General features: G+C 59.0%; 18 protein-coding genes, 1 tRNA gene and 1 pseudogene. 9 read left to right on the top strand and 11 right to left on the bottom strand.

The features are described from left to right. Positions 1-55 precede the first annotated feature (55 nt). Positions 56-831: pseudogene (locus EOA78_RS14890) on the bottom strand (IS3 family transposase). A 109-nt stretch (positions 832-940) separates the two neighbouring features. After that, positions 941-1,657, bottom strand: coding sequence for a class I SAM-dependent methyltransferase (locus EOA78_RS14885; RefSeq protein ID WP_245477507.1), 717 nt, complete (start codon positions 1,655-1,657; stop codon positions 941-943). Positions 1,658-3,308: 1,651 nt separating this feature from the next. On the opposite strand from EOA78_RS14885, the gene EOA78_RS37055 reads away from it, so the two are divergent. Continuing rightward, positions 3,309-4,907 (top strand): family 16 glycosylhydrolase, encoded by a 1,599-nt coding sequence (locus EOA78_RS37055; protein WP_245477513.1) that lies wholly within the window; start codon positions 3,309-3,311, stop codon positions 4,905-4,907. Between the two features lie 214 nt (positions 4,908-5,121). Here the strand turns inward: EOA78_RS37055 and EOA78_RS14875 are convergent, their stop codons facing one another. Further along, complete coding sequence (locus EOA78_RS14875; protein WP_127315790.1) at positions 5,122-5,703, bottom strand: hypothetical protein; 582 nt, start codon at positions 5,701-5,703, stop codon at positions 5,122-5,124. Between the two features lie 346 nt (positions 5,704-6,049). On the opposite strand from EOA78_RS14875, the gene EOA78_RS14870 reads away from it, so the two are divergent. Continuing rightward, on the top strand, positions 6,050-6,862 hold the full coding sequence (locus EOA78_RS14870; RefSeq protein WP_127315789.1) for a response regulator transcription factor: 813 nt from the start codon (positions 6,050-6,052) through the stop codon (positions 6,860-6,862). 122 nt (positions 6,863-6,984) lie between these two features. Here EOA78_RS14870 and EOA78_RS14865 read toward each other — a convergent pair whose 3' ends face one another. Beyond that, a complete protein-coding gene (locus EOA78_RS14865) occupies positions 6,985-7,200 on the bottom strand; it encodes a PfkB family carbohydrate kinase (RefSeq protein ID WP_348628481.1) in 216 nt (71 codons plus the stop codon). Here EOA78_RS14865 and EOA78_RS37940 point away from each other — a divergent pair. The 5 genes from EOA78_RS37940 (at position 7,111) to EOA78_RS14845 (ending at position 12,789) form a co-directional block, all read left to right on the top strand. After that, complete coding sequence (locus EOA78_RS37940) at positions 7,111-7,713, top strand: glucose-6-phosphate isomerase family protein (RefSeq protein ID WP_348628480.1); 603 nt, start codon at positions 7,111-7,113, stop codon at positions 7,711-7,713. The genes EOA78_RS14865 and EOA78_RS37940 overlap by 90 nt on opposite strands. 102 nt (positions 7,714-7,815) lie before the next feature. After that, positions 7,816-7,962, top strand: coding sequence for a hypothetical protein (locus tag EOA78_RS35975; RefSeq protein ID WP_206533446.1), 147 nt, complete (start codon positions 7,816-7,818; stop codon positions 7,960-7,962). A 170-nt stretch (positions 7,963-8,132) separates the two neighbouring features. After that, positions 8,133-11,708: a PAS domain-containing protein gene (locus EOA78_RS14855; protein WP_164783762.1), complete on the top strand. Its 3,576-nt coding sequence runs from the start codon at positions 8,133-8,135 to the stop codon at positions 11,706-11,708. Then, a complete protein-coding gene (locus EOA78_RS14850; protein ID WP_127315786.1) occupies positions 11,705-12,079 on the top strand; it encodes a response regulator in 375 nt (124 codons plus the stop codon). The genes EOA78_RS14855 and EOA78_RS14850 overlap by 4 nt, the downstream gene beginning before the upstream one ends. A 92-nt stretch (positions 12,080-12,171) precedes the next feature. Then, positions 12,172-12,789, top strand: coding sequence for a response regulator (locus EOA78_RS14845; protein ID WP_127315813.1), 618 nt, complete (start codon positions 12,172-12,174; stop codon positions 12,787-12,789). 287 nt (positions 12,790-13,076) lie between these two features. Here the strand turns inward: EOA78_RS14845 and EOA78_RS35970 are convergent. Beyond that, positions 13,077-13,189 (bottom strand) — tRNA-OTHER (locus EOA78_RS35970). A 244-nt stretch (positions 13,190-13,433) separates the two neighbouring features. On the opposite strand from EOA78_RS35970, the gene EOA78_RS14840 reads away from it, so the two are divergent. After that, the gene (locus EOA78_RS14840) at positions 13,434-14,291 is read left to right on the top strand and encodes an ATP-binding protein (RefSeq protein ID WP_245477506.1); all 858 of its coding nucleotides are present in this window, start codon (positions 13,434-13,436) and stop codon (positions 14,289-14,291) included. 240 nt (positions 14,292-14,531) lie between these two features. Here the strand turns inward: EOA78_RS14840 and EOA78_RS14835 are convergent, their stop codons facing one another. The 5 genes from EOA78_RS14835 to EOA78_RS14815 form a co-directional block, all read right to left on the bottom strand. Then, positions 14,532-15,911, bottom strand: a complete 1,380-nt coding sequence (locus EOA78_RS14835; protein WP_127315785.1) for an FAD-containing oxidoreductase — start codon at positions 15,909-15,911, stop codon at positions 14,532-14,534. Then, positions 15,908-16,654, bottom strand: coding sequence for an FAD-binding oxidoreductase (locus EOA78_RS14830; protein ID WP_127315784.1), 747 nt, complete (start codon positions 16,652-16,654; stop codon positions 15,908-15,910). Before EOA78_RS14830 ends, EOA78_RS14835 begins: the two co-directional genes overlap by 4 nt. Positions 16,655-16,661: 7 nt before the next feature. After that, entirely contained in the window at positions 16,662-17,267 is a 606-nt protein-coding gene (locus tag EOA78_RS14825) for a sulfite oxidase-like oxidoreductase (RefSeq protein ID WP_127315783.1), read from the bottom strand. Positions 17,268-17,290: 23 nt separating this feature from the next. After that, complete coding sequence (locus EOA78_RS14820; RefSeq protein ID WP_245477505.1) at positions 17,291-19,378, bottom strand: xanthine dehydrogenase family protein molybdopterin-binding subunit; 2,088 nt, start codon at positions 19,376-19,378, stop codon at positions 17,291-17,293. A gap of 125 nt (positions 19,379-19,503) precedes the next feature. Next, entirely contained in the window at positions 19,504-19,959 is a 456-nt protein-coding gene (locus EOA78_RS14815) for a (2Fe-2S)-binding protein (protein WP_127315781.1), read from the bottom strand. 488 nt (positions 19,960-20,447) lie between these two features. Here EOA78_RS14815 and EOA78_RS14810 point away from each other — a divergent pair, with 488 nt between their 5' ends. Then, a complete protein-coding gene (locus EOA78_RS14810; RefSeq protein ID WP_127315780.1) occupies positions 20,448-21,434 on the top strand; it encodes an NADP-dependent oxidoreductase in 987 nt (328 codons plus the stop codon). Between the two features lie 213 nt (positions 21,435-21,647). On the opposite strand, the gene EOA78_RS14805 is transcribed toward EOA78_RS14810, so the two are convergent. Then, positions 21,648-23,230, bottom strand: a 1,583-nt coding sequence (locus EOA78_RS14805) for a GAF domain-containing sensor histidine kinase (protein WP_164783761.1), incomplete at its 5' end; no start/stop codon positions are given.

Here is a 23,230-nt window from a genome sequence, read left to right as displayed (position 1 = left end):
CGACTGTCGACCGAATCTCCGGCGCCCCGAAGCTGCGTCGCGACGGTCTATGCCCCTAGATGTTGAGTCCCGGCATCTGGTGGAGCGGATTGAGTGTGGAAGCGCTCGGGCTGAGTGGCCCATGACTTACAGATGAACTCGTAGGGTGTGAGACCCTTGAGGGCCTTGAGTCTTCGGCCGAGTTGTAGGCCGCGATGAAGTCGGCGAGATGCCGGCGGAGTTGGTCGTGTTTCTCGTAGTAGAAGCGTTTGACGGTGGCGTCCTTGATGGTCCATGGATGCTTGGCCTTGGTCGTGCGGTGCTCGATGTCGTTCCTGGCGCAGGCCAGTTCGAAGGCATGGCCCAGAAGCGTTCGCCCTTTGCGATCGCCTCCTTGATCAGCGGCACTGCCGACCCTCCGGCGCCGGGGGTGGTGAACTGAATGCCGTTGTCGGTGAGCACGGTGTGGATCTTGTAAGGGACGGCCGCGATCAGCCGCAGCAGGAAGTCTCGAGATGGCGGTGGTGGCCTTCTCGTGCAGGCGCCCGCCTGCCGGAATGTCGAAGGCGACAAGCCGGCGAAGAAGAAGTTCAAGAGCTACCCGAGCGGTTACAACGTATAGCGCCTGAAAGCGACCATGACCGCCTCCTCCTCGACCGAGAGCACCGTCGATCGCGGCGCTTTCGGACCAGTCGGAAGATCGGCGACCGAAGTCCGCGTCTTCCACTTCGTCACGGTCTTTTGGTTGATCCCGTAGCGCCTGGCCAGCGTCCTCAGGCTCTCTTGACTATGCTGTATCGCTCGACGGACCGCCTCTGTCGTCGTGGCGCTCCCATGCAGAACCTGGCCCATAGCGCATCCTTTGATTCGGAACACAAGGATGCCCCATCAAAGCCTGGGATCAAACATCTCCCTTGCCGCCACTTGGAGTCGGTTGTTCTGACGCGCGCCTAACACCACCTCAGCTAGTGAGGACCATCAGTGAGGCGCCGCCGAGTAAGCGCACCGACAGGTCCTCTCCGGCAATAGTCCGGACAATGCGCCGCGCGGCGTTACCAAGGATGGCTGTCGTGGTTCGCCATTCGGGATGGATCTGCAGGATATCTTCCGCCGTCCTAGTGTACTGTGCGTCAATAATCTTGAAGCCCGTGTCGCGCAGAGTCGCTAGAGCTGTTGCCTGATCAAAGTAATGCAGGTGACCGACCTCCTTGCGTTGCTTAAGGTGCTGACCGCGCAGAAGGCCGACGATACTAATGTCGAGAGGAATATGAAATGCATAGTATTTCGAACGTCCTCTGAGCCTTCGAAGAAAGCCCATATAGTCATCGACGTGCTCGAAAACATCGATGCACAAAAGAAGATCGTAGTTTTCGTTGGTTTGCAGGAAGTCACTGCAGTGAAAGCTTAGGTTGTTTCTTTCTCGCTGTTTGGCAAAATTTATAGCATAGGGAGCGATATCGTAGCCGATGGCCGTTGAGTCACGGAAGATATCGTGCTGAAGGAGGGCTTTCAGAACGCCTCCCGTCCCGCAACCTGTGTCTACGATTTTCTGGCAACTGATATTGTTGGCGCGCACGATCTTGGCGATGCTGGCGGCCTTGACACCGCCGTCTTCGTCATGCCAGGTCGGATTGGCAGCGGCATAATCTTTTCCGGTATAGAGGTCATTACTTGACATCATCTCTGCCAATCTCAGTGTGCTTGAGCCAGATTAAGTTGCCTCTTCGAATGCTTCGACCTAATAATTGCTTGTGACTTTGAATGAAAACAACCAGCTCTCTGCATGGCCCTAAGGCCAGCTCCAGAACGGGAATCCTAAGTCGTCCCTGTTGATCGAACTTCACATTTTGGGAATGAACGAATCTTAGGTCGGCACCGGTCCGCCTTGAGGTCGCTCCAGAGTTCTAGAGTTCCTCCCTTGCCCCGGGCTGCACGCAGGGTGCGAACCGCGCACCTCAGAAAGTGGGCGCAACCGGATAAAAACAAAACCTAGTCATTACAAATGTAACGACACTCTCGATGCCGTCAAGCCGCCGGCTGCGAAGCTTCCGGGGGGCACCTTAAAGCACGCGGCCCATCTGAGGTAGCTCATAAGAAAGAACCAAACTCTTCGCGTTCCACAGCGACGCTGCTGGTAGAATGTTGTCGCCGATCAGGGACAAGCGATGCCGCATTATCGGCTCTGCATTCTGAAGGAACACGGCCAATTCATGGGTGCGCAACCTAGCCTGCATAGATGACGATGCAGCGAAAGAGCACGCTAACCGGTTGGCACTTGGCCACGAGGTGGAGCCTTGGCGACTGGTTGCGCGGTTCAAATTCGGGGCCGTCCTGCGGCGAGAAAGCTCCCTCGCGCCTAGGGCCATGTATTAGCCATTTCAACAAGCCGCGTAAGCGATCGTACTCCCCTTGGATGCGGTTGCAGGTTTTGGCGCTGTTCGATGCGTTGCGATTGAACAGCCTGTCCGGTGCTGTAGGGTACGCTCGATAACGGTGCCAGCCTTCCACCTTCGATCATTGAAAACGGATGATGCGGACATCGCCGCCGTGCCGCCGGCGACGTCGCTCAGCAACACGTGTAGAGACTGGAGCTTAGTCGAACCGCAACAGCGGACCTGGGCCGGCGCATCGGCCGCGCAAATGGCCGGTCGAACATCCGGGCCGGCAGCTCCGGCCCAAGCCCGACGGCCCATCCGCCACGCAGCCCGGCCGTGCTTTTCGACGACCTCTATGCGAACGACCCGCTCGAACCACAGGCCCCCAAAACAGCGACATTTTAACCGACGGACACGGTTTTCGAAGGACGTCCGGAAGGCTGTTTCGGTGTGGTTGTTCGACGCACCGGATATATTAGAAGCTGTTAATAAGTTTTCGCCTAGCCTCATTCTCGCCGCAAATGGTCGCTTGGCTTGCGTACATCGTCCACGAATGATCCATTCACGTGGTACAAGACGATGTGTGTATAAATCACAGAGCGGAAATGCCTGCGTTTTACTTAGGGCGCGGGTGGAATGAAAACAAGAAAAGCGCAACTAACTAAGGATTTACCGTGCTTTTACTGAACGGCAAGCTTGGCGGTGCCTCCGCCAAAGAGCTGCGCTCGACTTCAATTCGGCTGCGGCTCGAACCGTTGAACACCTTGCGCGCGCGCCCACCGATTCAAGGGAGGGCCTGATGGGCATTCCCGTCGACAACTCACCTTCGATGGCGAGTTCAGCGTTAAGCTCGCTCGACAATAATGTCGGGGCGAGGACTTCCAAATCTCCGCTACTTTGAAATCCGTTCGCGGTGCCCAATAGCGGGCATGCGATTTGTCGCGCGCCTTGGCGATGCGCGGCGTGGAATTCCTGTTTTCAACGCCAAAGAAGGATCACGGAATGGCTCTTTCCGCACCCACAGGCTTTGCCTCTAGCGACCTCGTCTTCGAGGATAACTTCTCCGGTACGGCACTCGACAGCGATTGGCATACCTACATCACCAGCAATGCCGCCAACGGCTGGCCGTGGGACAGCAATGGATCGGGCGGAAGTGGGATGGGCAACCGGTTTAATGCCGAATACAATATGCCGAGCCAAGATAAGGTGGGCAACGGGCTGTTGAATCTCACGGCAATCAAACAGCCCGTCAACGGCGTGGCTCAGGGGTCGGCATATACATTCCCTGTCACGTCCGGCGTCGTCAGCAGCTATGGCAACTTCGAATTCAATGGCGGCTACCTTCAGATCAGCATGAAGGCGCCGAGCGGCGACGGCGCTTGGCCAGCCCTCTGGCTGATGCCCGGCAAAGGCGCCGGCAGCAGCGGCGACAATTTTGAGATCGATATACAGGAGGGTGGATTCACCGGTTCGGGACCGGCAAACCAAGCGTTCTCCTACCACCTCCACGGGCCGTCAGGGGTAGACGGTGGCGTCGTCGACAGCGGCGTCGACCTCACGGCCGGCTTCCACACATACGGCATCAACTGGGATCCTGGTAAGTCGATCACCTGGTATCTCGACGGGAAGCAGATGGCGCAAGTGACCAGCGCAGAGGCGCAGATTCCGAATCAACCGATGGAGCTGATCATGAGCAATCAGGTCGCGAATTCGAACGCGGCCGGATGGCACACGGCTCTCAATAGTTCGACTCCCTCGTCGATGCAGATGCAAGTCGATGAGATCCAGCTGTATCAGAAGGCAGGCAGCGGCGACACCGTTACAGGTGCCAACGTCACTCCCCCAACCACTGGCGCGATCGGGACCGAGACTGGGTCTGGGACCGGGACTGTCCTTCCTCCCGGCGGCACCAGCGATGGCACTTTGTACGGCACCAGCGGCGCCGATGTACTTCGGGAAACCGGCGCCCACACGATGATCGGCTATGGCGGCAACGATGAGTACTACGTCGATAATGCCGGCGACAAGGTGGTCGAGTCCTCTGGCCAAGGTCAAGACAGGGTGTGGGCTTCCGTGAGCTATGCTCTCTCGGCCGGCTCGTCGATTGAAGTCCTTGGCACCACAAAGGACGCCGGCACCACGGCAATCAACCTGACCGGCAACGGGTTGGCCCAAACCATCCAGGGCAATGCCGGCGCCAACGTCATCAACGGCGGCGGCGGTGCCGATAAGTTGAGCGGCTTCGGCGGCAACGACACTTTCGTCTTCAATAGCGCCCTTGGTAACGGCAATGTCGACAGGATTACCGACTTCAACCAAGACAAGATCCGCCTCGACGACGCCATTTTTGCCGGGCTTCATTTGGGAGGGCTTCCATCCGCGGCTTTCTTTGCTGGTACAGCCGCGCATGACAGTTCCGACCACATCATCTACAACAGTTCGACTGGAGCGCTCTCCTTCGACAGCGACGGGGCCGGCGGCGCATCTCAAACACAGTTCGCCACGCTTTCTCCAGGTCTGTCGCTTACGGCAGGTGCATTCTTTGTGACCTGAAGGAGCTAGCGAGAAGCGACATCGCGCGAGGGCCGCGGTCGCCAACAGAGACAGGTGGATAAACTGCACCTTGAAGCCTGTCTCTTTCTGGCGAGCGTGGATGAGCCGGCGTTGAAAGGATCGTTGCCGCGGGCGTAGTCGTTGAGCTCCATCGCGCCGGTCGAGTTCGTAAACTCATAGGCCTTGGACGGTTGCATCTAATCGATAGTCGCTATCACCATTCGGGGAAGGCCATGCGGGCGTCCTCGGCCAGCATCGCGACCTCCTCGTCTGGGACTGAGCTGTATGGCCAGAGCAGTCGTGGGTCGAGCGGCACCCAGCCGCCGGCCGCTGCCATCGCCTTGTCGAGCGCCGCATCGCTGACATTGTAGCAGGCGTAGCAGGCGCGGAAAGACAGAACGTGCGTGGCGAGGAAGGCTTCACGGCCTCGCCGGCAGTTGCCGCGTCGGTGCGGATCGACCACATCACGGCGCTCTTTGGGTTCAGCAAGCGACGTTGGAATAGCTGCCATGGGCGCCCTGGGAATATCCCATTGCCCAGCGTATGGCCGGGCAAGAAGACCCGAGAATGCCGCCAGGTCGCGGCGCATTTCGGCCCAGCAGCTGGCGTCGCCACCCCGGGTGGCGCCGATCGGCAAGCCGTCGATCTGCGGCGGCAGTGGCATGGCCGCCGTTCTGCGGACATAGTCGCCGGTCACCAGATTGTCGGCCAGCGGTCCGAATGGCCCGGCTTTGACGCGCTGGCGCTCATGCAAGAAATCGCCCTGACCATAGAGGCGCGATCTATGGACTATCAATTGCGGTCACGTCGGAAAACCTGAGGCAGCACTGTCGGACCGGTTTCTTGGTTGAAAGCGCGCCGGTTTGCGATCCTTTGTTCCCTCAACTAAACCAAACTAAACTAAACTAAACTAAACTAAACCAAACTAAACAACGCCTCCTTCTAATGCGTGACGTGCGTCCGGGCGGGCGCAGTGAGAACCTTGGGCCGGCCATCTACTCCTAATGAGGTATTTTGAAATTCGGCGTTCGCGGCGTAAGGTAATACGGTTAAATACCATTTTTGCAGCCGCATGGAGAACCAAACAAGAGTACCTCATAAGTGTCATAGGTTGTTAACTAGTGTACCAGGGGAGGCTACCGATGGGACGACAATCCTTTTTGACGTTACTTGTCGGACCGAGTGGATTACTCCGAGAGAGCCTAATTCGGATCCTAGATAAATCGAAGTTTCGTATTGCTTTCTCAGCAGATTCTGTTCACGACCTCCTTCTCAAACCGTTGCCGCAATGCCGGCCTATCTTGCTTATAATTGATGTCGATTGCTCCGATGCCAGTTCTGGATTTGAACAAATTGCAGATTTCAAGGAAAATTATCCTGATAGCCATGTAGTTGTTTTGGCTGATCACTATCAATTGGACGATGTCGTCTCAGCTTTTCGTTCCGGTGCAAATGCTTATTTGACAAAATTCACCGCTTACGACACGTTCATCAAATCTCTTGAATTAGTGTTGCTTGGACAATCCATATTGCCTGCGGAGGCGTTGCCATTTTTACCGTCTGTGAAGCAAAATCTGGAACCTGAACATAAAAAAAATCCAAGCAATCCTGGCGTTATCCCGGAGCATGAGGAGCGCGTCCTCTCGATGCTGTCGCCTCGCGAAATATGTGTTCTCGGTTGCTTAACTGAAGGTAAGTCTAATAAAATCATCGCGCGTAAGTTTCATATCGCCGACGCAACGGTGAAGGTGCACGTGAAGACGATTCTTCGAAAGATTCGGGTCCGCAACCGGACTCAAGCTGCAGTTTGGGCTATGAATAACGGGTTGTTAACCAAGACTGTGTCTGGCCACGCTTGGGCAAGCGATCAATATATGACGGCCGAGCCTCGCGATACACAAGATCTAGTTGAGAGACATGCTGACGGCCATCTCGAAAGTACGCATCCCATTTGAATCAGCTCTCCTTCTTGAGCGACAGTCGAGGAATTGGTCAGCGAGCTCGCCATCAAGGTGTCGCGCGATTCGAGATAGGGAGCGCATCTCGACCAGATTGATGTGCCCGAACCAGGTTGGCTTCAGGTAATCAGCCCTTGCTCCGGGTCGCGCAGGATGGCCGTTCCACCCGCCGCCTGAAGGGCGAGGCTGCCGAACGTAACGCCCGCGGCGAGGCAGGTTTGCGCGTTCTCGCCTGAGAGCCAAGCATGGATGAAGCCAGTGTTAAAGGCGTCTCCGGCGCCGGTGGTGTCCACATCCGGAACCTTCTTCGAAGTGTTCCAAACATTTTGAGCCACGCGCCGCCGGCTCCCGCCTTCAGCGCAACGACAGGAAATGCCTCGCCAAACAGTTCGATCGCGGCGATAGGATCGCCCATTCCGGTTATAGCGGTTGCCTCTTCGAGATTGGGCAAGCGCGAGTCCGTAGCAGGTGCGCGCCGAGGTGCCAACGCTGCTCAAATTGTTTCATCGCCTCGCGCGGCCGAATTCTACATGACCCGGGGCCACTTCCATGCGCGTCGAGACAGGGCTGAATTCTACTATACGCAAGCCGGCCAAGGAATCCTGCTGCTCCAGTTCCGAGATCGCGAAGTCATGTCAGTTGCCATGGCTCCCGGCGTCTGCGCGTTCATAGCCCCCGATTGGGCGCACCGGTCCGTCAACGTCGGGCCTGCCCCATTGGTCTTCCTCTGGTTTGCAGCTCTGACGCTGGGCAGGAATAGAGGCGCAGTGCCCGCAGACGGCTGGGGTGTCCGCGTTGTGCAACAGGACGGCATGCCGGTCTTGATAAGCAGGACAAGCGGCAGGTAGTGCGGAGCAATCCGAGGTCGTGCAACGGCACATCGCTTGGAAGCACGAGAGTTGTGCTCCCGTCCCCCACCGGCACGTGAAGGTGTACTTCGGCCATCACGGATGAGCGTCGAACAGATGAGCGATTTGGATCTGAGCTACACGCCGCCGCTGAGTAGCCCTTGGGATGGGGTGCAGGTGGCCGCACTGGCACTACCTAACCGGCTGAAATTATTGGTGATCCCGACAGGAATCGAATCTGTGACCTAGAGATTAGGAATCTGCCGATGGTCTTACCGCAAAGCGACCACGCGATACGTTTGTATTGGTGGAATGGCGCATGCTTGTCTAACGCGCAAAACCGACACCAAGGCACAATAGACGTTTACATTGGCAAGACGCATGCTCGTGCACGCGCAGACACACGCGAAAGGATGGCAATGGAGATCGATCTCGGCCGCGCCTTCGACGCTCTACCGGCCATGGTGTGGACTGCGCGGCCCGACGGGCATATCGACTTCGCCAATCGCCGCTGGTCCGACTATACCGGTTTCAGTCTGGACGCAGCTCATGGTTGGGATTGGCAGGCCACGATCTATCCGGACGACTTGCCCACGGTGCTAGAACGCTGGCGATCGATTCTAGCGTCCGGCGAACCCGGCGAAATTGAAGCGCGCCTGCGGCGCGACGACGGCCAATGCCGTTGGTTTGTCATTCACTGCAGTCCAATGCGCGACGACGCCGGGCGGATTATAAAATGGTGCGGAGTGGGCACGGACGTAGATGCCTTTCGGCGGGCAGAGGCGACCCTGCGTGAGCGCGAGCTTGATTTTCAGTTGATCGTAGACGGCATTCCCGGCTTGGTCGGGGTTCACAGCGCAGCTGGCGAAGTCGAATTCATCAACAAGCAGAACCGCGAATATTTCGGCAGGACGTTAGAGGAGCTAAAGCGGTGGGGAACCGGCGATGCGTGTCATCCCGAGGATCTTCCTCGCGCCATCAAACTCTTCACCCGATCGATTGAGACGGGCGAGCCCTTCGATTTCGAAGTCCGTGCGCGACGTTTCGACGGCGTCTATCGCTGGTTTCAGTCTCGCGGCCTTCCGGTTCGGGATGCGACCGGCTGCATCGTCCGCTGGTACAACCTGCTTGTCGACATTGACGAACGCAAACGTGCCGAGGAGGCGCTCGCTGCAAGTGAGCGCAACTTCAAGCTGACAATCGACACAATACCCGCACTGGCTTGGGCAGCGCGGACCGACGGCTCGGCAGAGTTCTTCAACCAGCACTACCTCGACTATGTCGGCCTTTCCTCCGAACATGCCGAGGGTTGGGGTTGGACGGATGCGGTCCATCCCGACGACCGGGATGGACTGGCTGCTACTTGGCAAACCATTCGGGCGTCCGAGAAGCCTGGAGAAGCGGAAGCGCGGTTGAGACGCTTTGACGGGGAATACCGGTGGTTATTGTTCCGCGTCAATCCGCTGCGCGACGACAAAGACAACGTGGTCAGGTGGTACGGAACAAATATCGACATTGAAGATCGTAAGCGGTCCGACGAGGCTTTACGGCTCAAGGAGCGCGAACTTGACCTGATCATCAACACTATACCCACGATGGCCTGGTCGGCACGTCCGGACGGTTCCCTCGCATTTTTCAACCAACATTACCTCCACTATGTGGGCCTCTCGATCGGCCAATCAAAGGATTGGGTACCGACGACTGCGCTGTCCGAGTACTGGGACCTGACAGCAGCAGTCCACCCAGATGACGTGGATGGACTTACTGCTACGTGGGAGGCAATTTTAGCATCCGGAAGATCGGGGGAGGCGGAGGCACGTATTCGCCGTTTCGACGGCATTTATCGATGGTTTCTAGTTCGTGCCAATCCGTTGTGCGACGAAGCCGGAAATATCGTCAAGTGGTATGGAGTGAGCATCGATATCGACGACCGGAAGCGCGCCGAGGAAGCTCTCCGGGTGAGCGAGCGCAATTTCAAACTGACCATCGATGCCATTCCCGCGCTGGCGTGGTCGGCTCATGCTGATGGCTCAGCCGAATTCCTTAGCCAGCAATATCTCGATTATGTCGGTCTCTCAGCGGAGCAGGCGCAAGGCTGGGGCTGGACGGTGGCCGTCCACCCGGACGATCTGAGTGGGCTAGCCGCTACGTGGCAGGCTATCATTGCCTCCGGGAAGCAGGGAGAGACCGAGGCGCGGCTACGCCGGTTTGATGGCGAGTATAGATGGCTTCTGTTCCGCGTCAGCCCATTGCGCGGCGCATGGTATGGGGTCAACACCGATATCGACGACCGCAAACGCGCGGAGACCAATCTAGCTCGAGAGAAGCATCTGCTGGAGATGATTGCGTCCAGCAGTCCGCTTCGGGATGTTCTCGGCGCCCTGTGCGAGATGGTCGAGGAGGCTGGCCCCGGCTGTTACTGTGACGTCCACCCAATCGACTGGAGCGGCCCAACCATCGAATATAGCGTGGCGCCATCGCTTCCTGCCACCTATACCGACCCGATTGCAGGGCTCTCTATTAGCGGCGACGCATTGCCCTGTGCGATAGCAGCCCAGCAGAAGATACAGGTAGTCGCGGGGGACATCGAATCGGATCCACGCTGGCGCACCTCTCCTGTTCGAACCCATGTTCTGGACCACGGACTGAGATCGGTCTGGAGCACGCCAATTTATGCAAAGGATGGACGCGTCCTTGGCACACTTTGCCTCTATCAACGGCAGCCTGCTACCCCGTCGCCTCAGCATCAAAGTCTAATCGCGCATGCGACGCGCATCGCGAGCATCGCAATCGAACGTTCGCGGACCGAGGAAGCGCTGAGGCGGAGCGAGGCGTTTCTTGCCGAAGGTCAGCATCTCGCGCGGATGGGCAATTTTGCCTGGCATGTCGCGACGGGCGAGATAACGTGGTCTGAGCAGCTCTGTCGCATCTTCCAGTTTGATCCGGGCGTGCCCGTGACCCTCGAACTAATCGCCAGCCGAGTTCATCCTGAAGACATGCCCCTGATATCAGATATGGTTGAACGGGCGACGCGCGGTGAAAGTGATTTTGAATACCAGCATCGGATCGTCCTGCCCGACGACTCGATCAAACACCTGCACCTGATCGCGCATCGGTCTCGAGGCGATCCAGGCCAACTGGAGTATATCGGTGCAGTTCTTGACATCTCACAACGCCGGCTCGCCGAAGAAGCGCTCAGCAAGGCCCGTTCCGACCTCGCCCATGTCACCAGGATCACGAGCCTCGGAGCGTTGACTGCGTCGATTGCCCATGAAGTCAATCAGCCGCTGTCGGGCATCATAACCAATGCCGGCACCTGCCTTCGTATGCTGGCTGCCGAACCGCCGAACATCGACGTCGCGCGGGAGACCGCGCGTCGCACTATCCGCGACGGCAACCGTGCCGCCGACGTGATCACGCGATTGCGTACGCTCTTCAGCAAGCGGGCGGCAAGCATAGAGCCGATCGATTTGAACGAGGCAGCGCGAGAGGTAATGGCCCTGTGTTCGGAAGACTTGCAGCGAAGCGGGGTGAGGGTGAGCACCGAATTGGCGGATGGGCTTCCGCCTGTCGGCGGCGACCGTGTTCAACTCCAACAGGTCATTATGAACCTGCTGCGCAACGGTGCGGATGCGATGAGCGGCATCGACGATCGCCCAAGACGGATGCGGATCAGGACCGAACATGACGAAGACGATCATGTGCGCCTGAGCGTGCAGGACGCCGGCATCGGTTTCGGGCCCGACGGCACAGAGCGACTCTTTGAAGCGTTCTACACGACCAAGAGCGATGGAATGGGAATAGGGCTGTCCGTCAGCCGCTCCATCATCGAGCACCATCACGGGCGCCTGTGGGCCACATCCAACGACGGCCCCGGAGCCACATTCTCGTTTTCCATCCCCGAGTACTTCAGGGAAGAGAACCCTGTCCACGAGGTCGGCGTCCTGCAGGCGCCGGTCGCCAGCAATACCGAGAGTTCAACGGAGATTTCATGAAAGTTGCGCATCCACTCGTGTCGGTTGTCGATGACGACGAATCCGTACGCGAGTCGCTACCAGACCTGCTGAAGGCTTTTGGCTTCAGTGCCAGGACTTTCGCCTCGGCGAAGGAGTTTCTGGAGTCCGATATTGTCGACAAGACCAGTTGCTTGATCCTCGACGTCTCGATGCCCGGGATGACTGGCCCCGACCTGCAGCGGGAACTCGAGCGTCGGGGTCTTCCGTTTCCGATCATCTTCATCACTGCGCACCGGGACGACGCAGTACGGCCGCGTCTTCTGGAGCGGGGCGCCGTGGAGTGCCTGTTCAAGCCGTTCAGCGATACAGCCCTTCAGGAGGCGCTCAGTTCGGCGCTCAGTAAGCCCTAAACGTCACGCCATTTTATGGCCATCCCAAGGAGATAGGAGCGATGAATACAGATTTGGCGATTGCACCTGGGGATGAAGCGAGGTCGGCATCCATGTCGCACGAAACACCTATCGTGTTTGTCGTTGACGACGATGTTTCCGTGCGCGAGTCCCTCGAATTGCTGATCCGATCCGCCGGTTGGCAACCGGAAGCATTCGAGTCGGCGCGGGAATTCCTCGCTTGTCCTCGTCCGTTGGTTCCGAACTGCCTGGTCCTCGACGTTAATCTTCCGGAACTTAGCGGGCTCGATCTGCAGCAGTTCGTCTCCGTCGAGCGCACCGACATGCCAATCATCTTCGTCACGGGTTACGGCGACGTGCCGACGACGGTGAAAGCGATGAAAGCCGGCGCCGTCGAGTTCCTGACGAAGCCCTTCAGCGACGAAGTGCTGCTGAGCGCCATCGAGCAGGCGCTGGATCGCAGTAGGAAATTGCTTGCCCTAGACTCTGAAATCCACGCGCTGCGGGATCGCTACTCATCACTCAGCCGTCGGGAGCACGAAGTGATGACGCTGGTGGTCTCCGGTCTACTGAACAAGCAGGTCGGCTTCGAGCTGGGTATCAGCGAAATCACCGTGAAGGCACACCGAGGCCAGGTTATGCGCAAGATGATGGCTCGCTCTCTCCCGGACTTAGTGAACATGGCGGCAAAGCTGGCCATCGCCCACTAGCTCGGGATGGGCATGCCTGGCACACCCTCATAGCCAGCCCAAGATCGCAGCCACACACCGGCGGCTTCTTGCCGGCTCAGCATCGGCCGGCTTCGCCGCAGCAGCCCAAGGCCAATGGCGCTTCAAGTTGCTGTTATCTTCTGCATCTGGCCGCGGTATCCGTCCATAAGCCCCGCGATGAATAGCACATCCGCTTGGAAATTGTGCTCTTGACCGTTTGTGGCGGGTGGTGTCGCGGACGGCTCCGAACCGGCCAGTTGAAATCTGATTAGTGGGGCGAATGTTCGTGCGCGATACGGGAATCGAACCCGTACGAGGCTTTCGCCACACCCAATTGGAAACACTCCATCATGAGTGTTTTGTGCATCGGATCCGTCTACCAATATTGCGGCAATCGCGCAATCCAAACGCTAACCGAAATCTGCGGCAACCGCAACATGGATCACACTCGCATAAAGGCGCAAAACTATTGGTCGGCGGTATGACAAGCAGAGGTATCGAATGTGAAAATCATTCCAAGCATCTGGTCAGTTTTGGATTTCCGCGCGCGGCGAATCCGAGCGACCGATGCAAAAGTATAGAGGATACCATCGTGCAATGGACTTGCGTTCGAGATTGGCGAAATCTCTACATCGACGAGCAGAATGCGCGAAGCGGGACAGGAAATCGCGGTTAGACTCCGCCAGGTCGAAATGCCGGTAGCCGTTCTTGTGGCTACCTGCGATGGAGAAGACATGATCGAACAACGGCCCCTCACGTCTCCGTATCGCAGAGTGGACGAGGACACCACTGCGCAGCCGGACACCGATCCACGAGTGCTGCTCGCCTCGATCGTTCACGATTTCAGCAATTTTCTCACCCCGATCGTCACGATCTTGGAGGAATTGCAAGGTCAGAAGGTCGGCACGCCGAGGCAGGTCACACGCATCGACGCTGCAATATTCTGCGCGTTCCGCGCCAATGTACTGGCACGGCAGCTTCTCGATTTTGCCACCCCCCAGAGTCTCCGGCCGGCTGCGGTCGATATTCGCCAGCTTCTGAAGTCCCTGGAGCCGATCCTGATGAGCGTGTTGCCTGCCGATATCATCCTTCAGTTCGATGTTGCCGACGGTCTTCCACCTGCCTTCGTCGACCGCCATCTTATGGAACGGGCATTGCTCAATCTGGTGCTCAACGCCCGCGATGCAATGCCGGACGGCGGCGAGGTTGTCGTTGCAGCCGCCATTGATCAGGAGCGCGTTAGCGTTGCCGAGGCGCGTGACCCGACGATCCGCCTGTCGGTTGCCGATACAGGCACCGGCATGAGCCAGGCGACGCTGCGAAGTGCAGGGGAGCCCTACTTCTCAACCAAAAGTCACGGAACAGGCCTCGGCCTGGCGATGGTGCGCCAAGTGATGGAACGTCAAGGCGGCGGGCTGTCAATCACAAGCACCCCATATCTCGGCACAGCGATCGACTTATGGCTGCCCGTGATGCCATCTTCCATTGTCGGCTCCCGTTGACGATCGAACGGAGAAAATCGCGCCCCGACTTTGGGCTCCTGTCTGACGAGATGCTGCAGCGCTTTACCTTTCGGCATGCCCTGCTACCGGCCGGAATACCACCATATGCGCGGTCTCGGACCAATCGACGTTCGCTGCAGGATTTGTTGGAAGCGAGACACATGTGCCAATTGCGCGGTCAATGCCACTGACGATGCCGTGTTAACCGACACGGGATTTCGTCCCGAGCGCAATGATCGCCTAGCCACTCTGCTGCATCGCGCCGATCACAGTTGGTATAAGCTCGGAGACCGTCGGATGGATCGGCACGGCCCACTGGAGGTCACGATATGAGGTGCCGACGTTGATGGCGTCGAGTATGCCGTGGATGGCCTCGTCACCACCCGGCCCGAGGATCGCGGCGCCCAGGATCTTGCCGCTCCTGGCATCGGCGACGACCTTCATAAATCCCAGCGTCTCACCTTTTTCGACCGCGCGTCCGACGCGCGTCATTGGCCGCGTGCCGACGAGAACAGGAAGACCGGCCCTTTGCGCTTCCGTCTCGCTCATGCCCGCTCGTCCAAGCGGCGGGTCGATGAAGAGTGCGTAGCCTGACACACGGTTGCTGACCTTGCGGCTTTCGCCATCGAGCAAATTGGCCGCCACGATCTCAAAATCATTATAGGCCGTGTGGGTGAAAGCACCGCGGCCGTTGCAATCGCCGAGCGCGAAGACACCCTCGACATTGGTCGCAAGTCTATCGTCGACCGTGATGAAGCCGCGGGCGTCCCGCGCTATTCCTGCCTCCTCCAGGCCGAGGTCATCGGTGTTGGCGCGTCGCCCGACGGCGAGCAGCACGTGGCTGCCGACGACGTCGCGGGGCTCGCGCGCGCAGTGAAGGCCAACGCGGATTTCATCGCCGTAAGGATCGAAGCGGATGCACTCGGCGTCCAGCCGGATCGTGATGCCTTCTCGCTCGAAAATGTCCTTGATCGAGGCAGAGACATCGTCGTCCTCGCGCGAGACCAGGCGAGGACCTTTTTCCACCATTGTCACTTCGGCGCCGAACCGGCGGAACATCTGCGCGAATTCGAGCCCGACATAACTGCCGCCAACCACGACGAGGTGGCGCGGCACCTGGTCGAGCGCGACCATGTCGGTGTTGTCGAGGACCTTGACCTGGTCGATGCCGGGCATGTTCGGTCTTGCCGCCCGCCCACCGACATTGATGAAGATCCGCGCCGCCGAGAGCGTTTCGCCGCCGACCTCGAGCGTGTGCTGGTCCACAAACCTGGCATGGCCGCGGATGACGGTGCAGTTCTCCATGCCGGTCAGCCAGTTCTCGAGGCCCGAACGGGAATCGAGCGTCAATTTGGCCGCGCGGGCCTGGACCTTCTTCATGTCAATTGTGATTTCTCCCCCCACCAAGACGCCGTAGTCGCCGGCGCGCCGGGCGAGATGCGCCGCATAGGCGCTCGCGACCATCGCTTTCGTGGGCGTGCAGCCGGTGTTGACGCAGGTACCGCCGAAGAACTTGCGTTCGATCAGAGCGACCTTCATGCCTGCCGCCGCCAAGCGCCCGGCGAGGGAGGGTCCCGCCTGCCCGGCGCCGATGATGATCGAGTCGAAATTTCGTTTCATGGCGGGCTCCCGCTGTCTGCTTTTCCGTAGCGTTCCGTCTTGATTAGGGTCGGATCTATGCCGGACGCGATCGTTCCCTCGGCCGCCGTCTCGACGAACGGATTGGAGCCGCAAATCAGCACCTGGCGAACCGGCGCCTTCATGGCCGTGACCATGTCCTTGATGAGAGCGGCGTCAATACGTCCAGCCCGGAATGGGTGCGCGCCAGCCTCGCGTGTCAGCGTCACCATCAGGCTAAAGCCGCCGCCTGAGGTGGCCAGTTTCGAGAGTTCGTCGAAGAACAGAAGCTCCTGGCGCAATCGCGCCGAAAACACCAGCGCGACGGGAACGCGCGATCCGATCGCTGCGCGGTGGCGCAGCATCGACATAAAGGGTGCCACGCCTGATCCGCCGCCGATAAAAAGTATCGGGCCGCCATCCTCAGGGCTCCAGTTGAAGTGTCCGCCTATTGGGCCGCGGATCTCGATTTCGTCGTCCACCTCCGCGGCATCGTGCATGAAGGGTGAGACCTCGCCGTCATCGAGCCTTTCGATCGCGAGTTCGAGCTCTTTGGCCTTTCCAGGCCCGGGCGCGGAAGTGATCGAGTAGCTGCGTTGGGCGCGATAACCGTCTGGTGCAGTTAGCCGGAGCAAAACGTGCTGACCGGGCCGGAACGTCATGGGCTCCGGAAGGCGAAAGAAAAAGCTTTTCACGCGCGGTGACCGCGTCTCGATGCGCGTGATGATCGCGTTCTGCCAATTCATGGGCGGGTCAATCGTTCGTGTAGCGCTGTTCGCGCCAGGGGTCGCCATAGCGGTGGTAACCGCGCAACTCCCAGAAGCCGAGTTCATCGCGTTCGGTGAACTGCAGCGCATTCATCCACTTCGCTGATTTCCAGAAATAGAGGTGCGGCACGAGCAGCCGTGACGGCCCGCCATGGTCCGGCGGGATCGGCTTGCCTTCGTAGCGCAACGCAACCATCGCCTTGCCGCCGACGAGGTCAGCGGTCGGCACATTGGTCGTGTAGCCGTCATAGGAATGGGCGAGCGTGAAGCCCGTCGGCGGCTCGACGCCGGCGTCGCCGAGTATGTCATCCACAAGCACGCCTTCCCAGGCCGTGTTGAACTTCGACCAGGTCGTCACGCAGTGGATGTCGCGCGTCATTTTGGTCTGCGGCAGCGCGTTGAACTCCGCCCGGTTCCACTTCGCTACGGTGCGCGGACCGACTTTCAGCGTGAACGTCCAATCGTCAAGCCTTATCCGGGGCGTCGGCCCCGCCGACAAAACCGGAAAATCCAGGACGAGATGTTGGCCCGGCGGGAGGCGGGCCGACTGATCGGAATTGCCCCGATTACCTGTGAAACCGCGTGTGACCATCGGGTCCTCCTCTGACAACTACATTATGTCGGCCGCCTCAGTGCCGCGGTATGGACGGGAAGCCTTCGCAGGCGCTTGCCTGTGGCCGCAAAAATGGCGTTCGTGACGGCCGGGATGACGGCCGAGGTTCCGGCCTCGCCGATTCCACCCGGCAGATCATCACTCTGCGCGATATGCACCTCGACATTCGGCGCCTCGTTCATGCGCAGTACCTGATAGTCGTGGAAGTTGGTCTGCTCGACACGGCCGTCTTTGATCGTGATGTTGCCGTAGAGTGCCGCCGTGATGCCAAACATCACACCACCCTGGATCTGTGCCTCGATCGTGTCGGGATTGATGACGGTTCCGCAATCGATCGCGCACACGACCCGCCTAACGTGAACTGCGCCGTCCGTCGCGACCTCCACCTCCGCGATCTGAGCCATGTACGTTGCAAACGCGTTCTGAACGGAGACCCCCCGTCCGATTCCTGCCGGCAGATTCTCGCCCCAGCCTGCCTTTTCGGCAGCGAGGGCGAGCACGGCCTTCGCCCGAGGCGACTTGCCGAGGAGAGCGAGCCGGTATGCAACCGGATCTTGCCCCGCCGCAACAGCCAACTCGTCTACGAAGCTTTCCGTTACGAAGACATTGTGCGACGGACCAACGCTCCGCCAGAACGCGGTCGGGATAGCAGGCGGCTCTGTCCGCACATATTCGACATGAAGATTCGGGAGGTCATAGACGAGATGCACGGCGCCTTCGATCGTGATCGGATCAAGCCCATCCTTGAACGCTGAGGGTAGCCAGCGCGCAGCCACCGAGGATCCGGCATAGCGATTTTTCCAGGCTACGAGCTTCCCGGTAGCATCGAGGCCAGCGGATAGCCGGTTAAAGATCATCGGTCGGTACATGTCATGCTGGATGTCTTCCTCGCGCGTCCATACGACCTTCACGGGACCACCAACGTGCTTGGCGATCTCGACAGTGCGGGAGACCCCGTCCACGTCGAGCCGTCGGCCGAAGCCGCCACCGATCAGGTGATTGTGGACGATGACCTTTTCGAGTGGAACGCCGGCAGCTTCTGCAGCCGCTGCTTGGGCCCGGGCAACCGCCTGGGTGCCGACCCAGATTTCCACCCCTTCGCTGCTAACGTGAGCCGTACAGTTCATCGGCTCCATAGTCGCGTGTGCAAGAAATGGAACATGGTAGGCAGCCTCGACTTTCGTAGGCACGCTCGCCATCGCTGCATCGGCGTCACCGATTTCTTGAGCAACGGCTCCGGATCTGAGCGAAGCCTGTTCAAGCTCCGCCCCGATCACTTCGGTAGTCAGCCCTGCGTGCGGGCCGTCGTCCCATTCGATCACCAGGGCTTCCAGGCCTTTCTTGGCAGCACCCATGTGGTCGGCGACGACGGCGACGGCGTCGGCGAGCCGGACGATCTGGCGCACACCCTTGATGGCCTTGGCTACTGTATCATCGACGCTCTTCAGGCGGCCGCCGAACACCGGCGATTGCGCAAGCGTCGCGATCTTCACACCGGGCGGCCGGACGTCGATGCCGTAGATGGCCCTCCCATCGACTTTTGCTGGCGCGTCCAGACGCTTCGCCGGCGTGCCTATCAGCCTGAAATCCGGTGGCCGCTTCAGTTCCACTTCCGACGGGACCGGCATCCGACCGGCGTCGCCGGCAAGTTCGCCATAGCCGAGGCGTCGGCGCGACGGTGAATGATGCACCTCAGCGCGCCTAGCATGGCAGGTCGACGGTTCGACATTCCATTGTTTCGCCGCCGCGGCCACAAGCATGGTTCGCGCGGCCGCTCCGGCTTGACGCAGAGGCTGCCAGGCTCCGCGGATCGCGTTTGAGTTGCCGGTCGCCTGCACCCCCAGAAGCGGATTGGCGAAAAGCCTTTCATCAGGCGGGGCGTGCTCCAGGGTGACCTGATCCAGATCCACCTCCAGCTCTTCGGCGATAAGCATCGGAATAGCCGTATAGGTGCCTTGACCCATCTCTATGTAGGGCATGGTCAGGACGACCCGCCCGTCGCGACTGATGCGGACGAAGGCGTTCGGGGCAAAATCGTCGCCTGCCGCGCCGGCGTCCCTGGTTGGGAAGGGCAGGCTGAGACTTAGCATCAGGCCTCCGCCCGCGGCGACGCCTGCCCGGAGAAAGCTGCGTCGGGAGAGCCCGTTCACCGACCGCGATTCTCCCCGATCGGAATATCGGAAGGCATGTTGATCGATTGTCATGATTACGCCTCTCAGCTCGCCGCTGCCTGCTTGATGGCCTCGCGGATGCGGGTATAGGTCCCGCAACGGCAAATGTTACCCGACATTGCGTCGTCGATGTCCGCATCGGTTGGATCGGCATTGGAGGCGAGGAGTTCTGCGGCAGACATGATCTGGCCCGACTGGCAATAACCGCATTGGACGACCTCCCGATCGAGCCAAGCCTGCTGGACCTTTGCACCGGCCACCGTCGTGCCGATTGCCTCGATAGTGGTGATCTCGGAGGTTGCGACGCTGTCAATGGACGTGATGCAGGAACGGGTCGCGACCCCATCGACATGCACGGTGCAGGCGCCGCAGAGTGCCACACCGCAGCCAAACTTCGTGCCGGTCATGCCGAGCACGTCGCGCAACACCCACAACAGAGGAGTGTCGTCGTCTACATCCACGTCATGCGTCTGACCGTTGACATTGATGGTGAAGGCCATGGCGTCCTCTCCCTTGCGTCCGCGGCAATCATAGGATCCGCGAGTGTTGCGCGATTTCGAACTGTCGGGCTCGTGACCTCCCGCGCTTCGGGCATCTCGGTGGAACGTCATCGACCGTTCGGTGGCGCCGCGCACTGGAAAGAGCAGGCTGAAGGCGCTGGCGGCAGCGGCCGTGGCCAGAACCTTACGCCAGGTGCGCAATAGAAAATGGCTGACATGTCTCCTCCAATGAGTTCCGATCGTTCGGAAGCGACACACAAGGTCGACTGACAGCGGAGACAAATCTATTGCACAAAGGTGTCGGCGATACTTCTGTATTGGTTCGAGCCGCAAGCATACCGAACGTATCATCGACACCATCGTACTATTCATCCGGAGAGACTCTTCCTGCATTCTGCGCCGAATGATGGACTGATCCAGATCCAGGCTGCCGAAGGCTTCAACTGACTGCCCGGCCTTGGCAGCCAACCCGGCGTAAGGAGCATGAGATGACCCCTAGCAGCACCGTGCACGAGGCAAATGTTGATCTGGTGCATCAGTCAATGATGGCCTGGCGCGTGCATGAATTTGGACCACCAAGCGTCATGAGTTTCGAGCAGGTCCTTAGGCCCGATCCTGGCCCCGGCGAGGTTCTTGTCGAAGTCAAAGCCGCTGGCGTTGGTCCATGGGACGGCTGGATCAGGGCCGGAAAGAGTGTTTTGCCGCAACCGCTTCCCCTGACGTTGGGCTCTGATCTGTCAGGTGAAGTTGTCGCCGTGGGGGCTGGGGTTTCTGAGCTGCGTGCAGGAGATCAGGTTTATGGTGTTACAAACCCCCGGTTTGTAGGAGCCTATGCTGAGTATGCTGTGGCTTCCGCAGCGATGGTCTCGAGGAAGCCAGCTTCGCTGACGCACGTTGAAGCTGCCTCTGTGCCTGTCATTGCCGTGACGGCCTGGCAGGGGTTGTTTGATCAAGCCCAACTAGAAGCTGGCGAAACAGTGCTTATCCATGGAGCGGCAGGCAACGTTGGCGCTTATGCCGTTCAACTCGCCTCTCGCGCTGGTCTGAGAACCCTCGCGACTGCCGCAATGGCGGATATACCTTATGTGCACGAGCTCGGCGCCAGCACGGTTATCGACTTCCAGACCCAGCGCTTTGAGGAAGCAGTTCGCGACGCTGACGCTGTCATCGATCTGGTCGGTGGCGAAACACAAGCGCGTTCGTTTCAGGTCCTCCGTCGCGGAGGCAAGCTGATTTCGGCCGTTTCCCGTCCTGATCAGCATCTCGCACAAACCCATGGCGTCGAAGCAGCCTTTTTCCTGGTCAACGTCACGAGCCAACATCTCGCGGAGATCGCAAGGCTGATCGACGGTGGGGAGCTCAGAACTCGTGTGGGCGCAGTCCTACCTCTCGCGGATGCACGCGATGCCCATCTGATGCTCGAAGGCGTACGGCCTCAGCCGAAGGGAAAAATCATCCTCACAGGGACGAACTAAGTTAACGCTGCATTCGGCAGCAGTTCCGCTAACAGGAAAGAGCTCGCCGACCTCCATCGCGGTCGGCTGGGACGAACGCCTACAACTAGATTGCCATTAGCTTTCGCGCCGCGTCGGCGGCGTTGGCTGGTGGGGCTGCGATCGCCTGGATTCGGGTTCCGCAATAGGCTGATATCGATGCCGGCCGCGCGCTCAAGGTTCAGCCAATCTGTCTCATGAGTGCTGACGGCGGACACTAGGAACAGAAAACGAAAACGTAGATCCCGGCCCATCGTTTAGAGCCGCCCATAGGTGGCCATGATGGCTGTCAATGATGGTGCGGCTCACTGCAAGTCCAACACCCATCCCCGTATTCTTTGTACTGTAAAAAGCGTCGAATAGTTTGTTCATGGTGTGGGGATCGAATCCGATCCCCGCATCCTTTACGCTTAGCCGCACTGAGTCATTTTCCTCCCTTGCGGTGCTAATCAGCAAGACTCTTGGGCGATCAACGACCGCCGTCATTGCGTCCAACGCGTTCCGGAGCAAATTCAGGATGACCTGCTGGAGCTGAACACGATCTGCCGCGACACACGTGATGTCGTCGGCGAGTTCTGTCCTCAAGATTGCCTTGGCGTTCTGGATCTCGCCGAGCGACAGCCCGACCACCTCTCTCGCCGCCTCATTAAGATCCACCGGCTCAAATGCGGGCTCCTTGTTGCTAAACAGAGCACGCAGCCGCGCAATGACCTGCGAGGCGCGGTCACTGTCTCGCATTGTGCGCCGCACGGCTTCTCGCGCGCCGTCAAGGTCTTGCGGATCGCGTGTCAGCATTCGCAAACAGGCACTGCAGTTCGTAATGATGCCTGTCAGCGGCTGGTTGAGCTCGTGCGCAATCGACGCGGACAGCTGTCCTAAAGTGGCGGTACGGTTTGCGTGTGCGAGTTCCAATTGAATTTCGTGGTATCGCCGCTGCTCATCCTCGAGCCGCTTGGTATCCGTCATATTGCGATAGATCACGTAACCAACCTGCTCACCGCCATGGGAGGGTACCGGAACGCAAATCAGGGAGACCGGCACACGCGTGCCGTTTTTACGCCTACGGATAGTCTCAACGGCGAATGTCTCTCCTGTCTCAAACATCCGATGCAAAAAGCCTTCGGCTTCCTCAAGGAGATCGTCAGGCGCAATTAGTTCTTTGATTCCGTGACCGATCGCTTCTTCGGCCGTGTACCCAAAAATATTGGTGAACTCCGGGTTGATACGCCTAATCCTGAAGTCGCGATCAATCATGATAACTGCCTCTGGAACCCGGGCGAACAGTTCACTGAGATGTGCCTTTTGGTCCTCGAGTTCGTCGCCGAAGCGGACCAGCGTCTGCAGGTCCGCTTGTAGAACATCGCGGCAGTGCAACAGGAGCTCTTGGTAGTGGTCGCTGTATCTATTGGCCTTATCATCAAGGACGCAGATGGTTCCAAACATCCGCCCATCAGGCCAGACTACTGGGAGCCCCAAATACGAGACCATCCCCACTTGAATCTCAGGAGCCTGTTTCCACTGATCGTCTTCCAAGGCATTGACTACAAGCAGTGGTTCACGGCTCTTGATTACAGTTTCGCAGAAGGTCCCGATATCCATCGAGAAAGTATCATTCACTGGAAAAGGATTTCCCTCCGAGTCGCTAGAAGCCAGAATTTTGTAGTGCGTGTAGTGTGGCGGTTCGAGTTTGCACACCACCGCCGACGGAACGTGCACGATATTTGCCAAAAGGTCGGCGATCCGCTGCCATTTCCGAAGAACATCGGACGGAATTGCGA

Origin of the sequence: Mesorhizobium sp. M5C.F.Cr.IN.023.01.1.1, assembly GCF_003997585.1 — a bacterium.
GTDB lineage: Bacteria > Pseudomonadota > Alphaproteobacteria > Rhizobiales > Rhizobiaceae > Mesorhizobium > Mesorhizobium wenxiniae.
This window is presented reverse-complemented; position numbering and strand designations above follow the sequence as displayed.

Excerpts from the sequence above, each read along its gene's own strand:
- EOA78_RS35975 (WP_206533446.1), top strand. The coding sequence starts at position 7,816 with ATGAGCGTCGAACAGATGAGCGATTTGGATCTGAGCTACACGCCGCCG.
- EOA78_RS37055 (WP_245477513.1), top strand. The coding sequence starts at position 3,309 with ATGCGCGGCGTGGAATTCCTGTTTTCAACGCCAAAGAAGGATCACGGA.
- EOA78_RS14815 (WP_127315781.1), bottom strand. The coding sequence starts at position 19,959 with ATGGCCTTCACCATCAATGTCAACGGTCAGACGCATGACGTGGATGTA.
- EOA78_RS14810 (WP_127315780.1), top strand. The coding sequence starts at position 20,448 with ATGACCCCTAGCAGCACCGTGCACGAGGCAAATGTTGATCTGGTGCAT.
- EOA78_RS14885 (WP_245477507.1), bottom strand. The coding sequence starts at position 1,657 with ATGTCAAGTAATGACCTCTATACCGGAAAAGATTATGCCGCTGCCAAT.
- EOA78_RS37940 (WP_348628480.1), top strand. The coding sequence starts at position 7,111 with ATGGATGAAGCCAGTGTTAAAGGCGTCTCCGGCGCCGGTGGTGTCCAC.
- EOA78_RS14845 (WP_127315813.1), top strand. The coding sequence starts at position 12,172 with ATGTCGCACGAAACACCTATCGTGTTTGTCGTTGACGACGATGTTTCC.
- EOA78_RS14855 (WP_164783762.1), top strand. The coding sequence starts at position 8,133 with ATGGAGATCGATCTCGGCCGCGCCTTCGACGCTCTACCGGCCATGGTG.
- EOA78_RS14825 (WP_127315783.1), bottom strand. The coding sequence starts at position 17,267 with ATGGTCACACGCGGTTTCACAGGTAATCGGGGCAATTCCGATCAGTCG.
- EOA78_RS14830 (WP_127315784.1), bottom strand. The coding sequence starts at position 16,654 with ATGAATTGGCAGAACGCGATCATCACGCGCATCGAGACGCGGTCACCG.
- EOA78_RS14820 (WP_245477505.1), bottom strand. The coding sequence starts at position 19,378 with ATGCTAAGTCTCAGCCTGCCCTTCCCAACCAGGGACGCCGGCGCGGCA.
- EOA78_RS14840 (WP_245477506.1), top strand. The coding sequence starts at position 13,434 with ATGCGCGAAGCGGGACAGGAAATCGCGGTTAGACTCCGCCAGGTCGAA.
- EOA78_RS14835 (WP_127315785.1), bottom strand. The coding sequence starts at position 15,911 with ATGAAACGAAATTTCGACTCGATCATCATCGGCGCCGGGCAGGCGGGA.
- EOA78_RS14870 (WP_127315789.1), top strand. The coding sequence starts at position 6,050 with ATGGGACGACAATCCTTTTTGACGTTACTTGTCGGACCGAGTGGATTA.
- EOA78_RS14850 (WP_127315786.1), top strand. The coding sequence starts at position 11,705 with ATGAAAGTTGCGCATCCACTCGTGTCGGTTGTCGATGACGACGAATCC.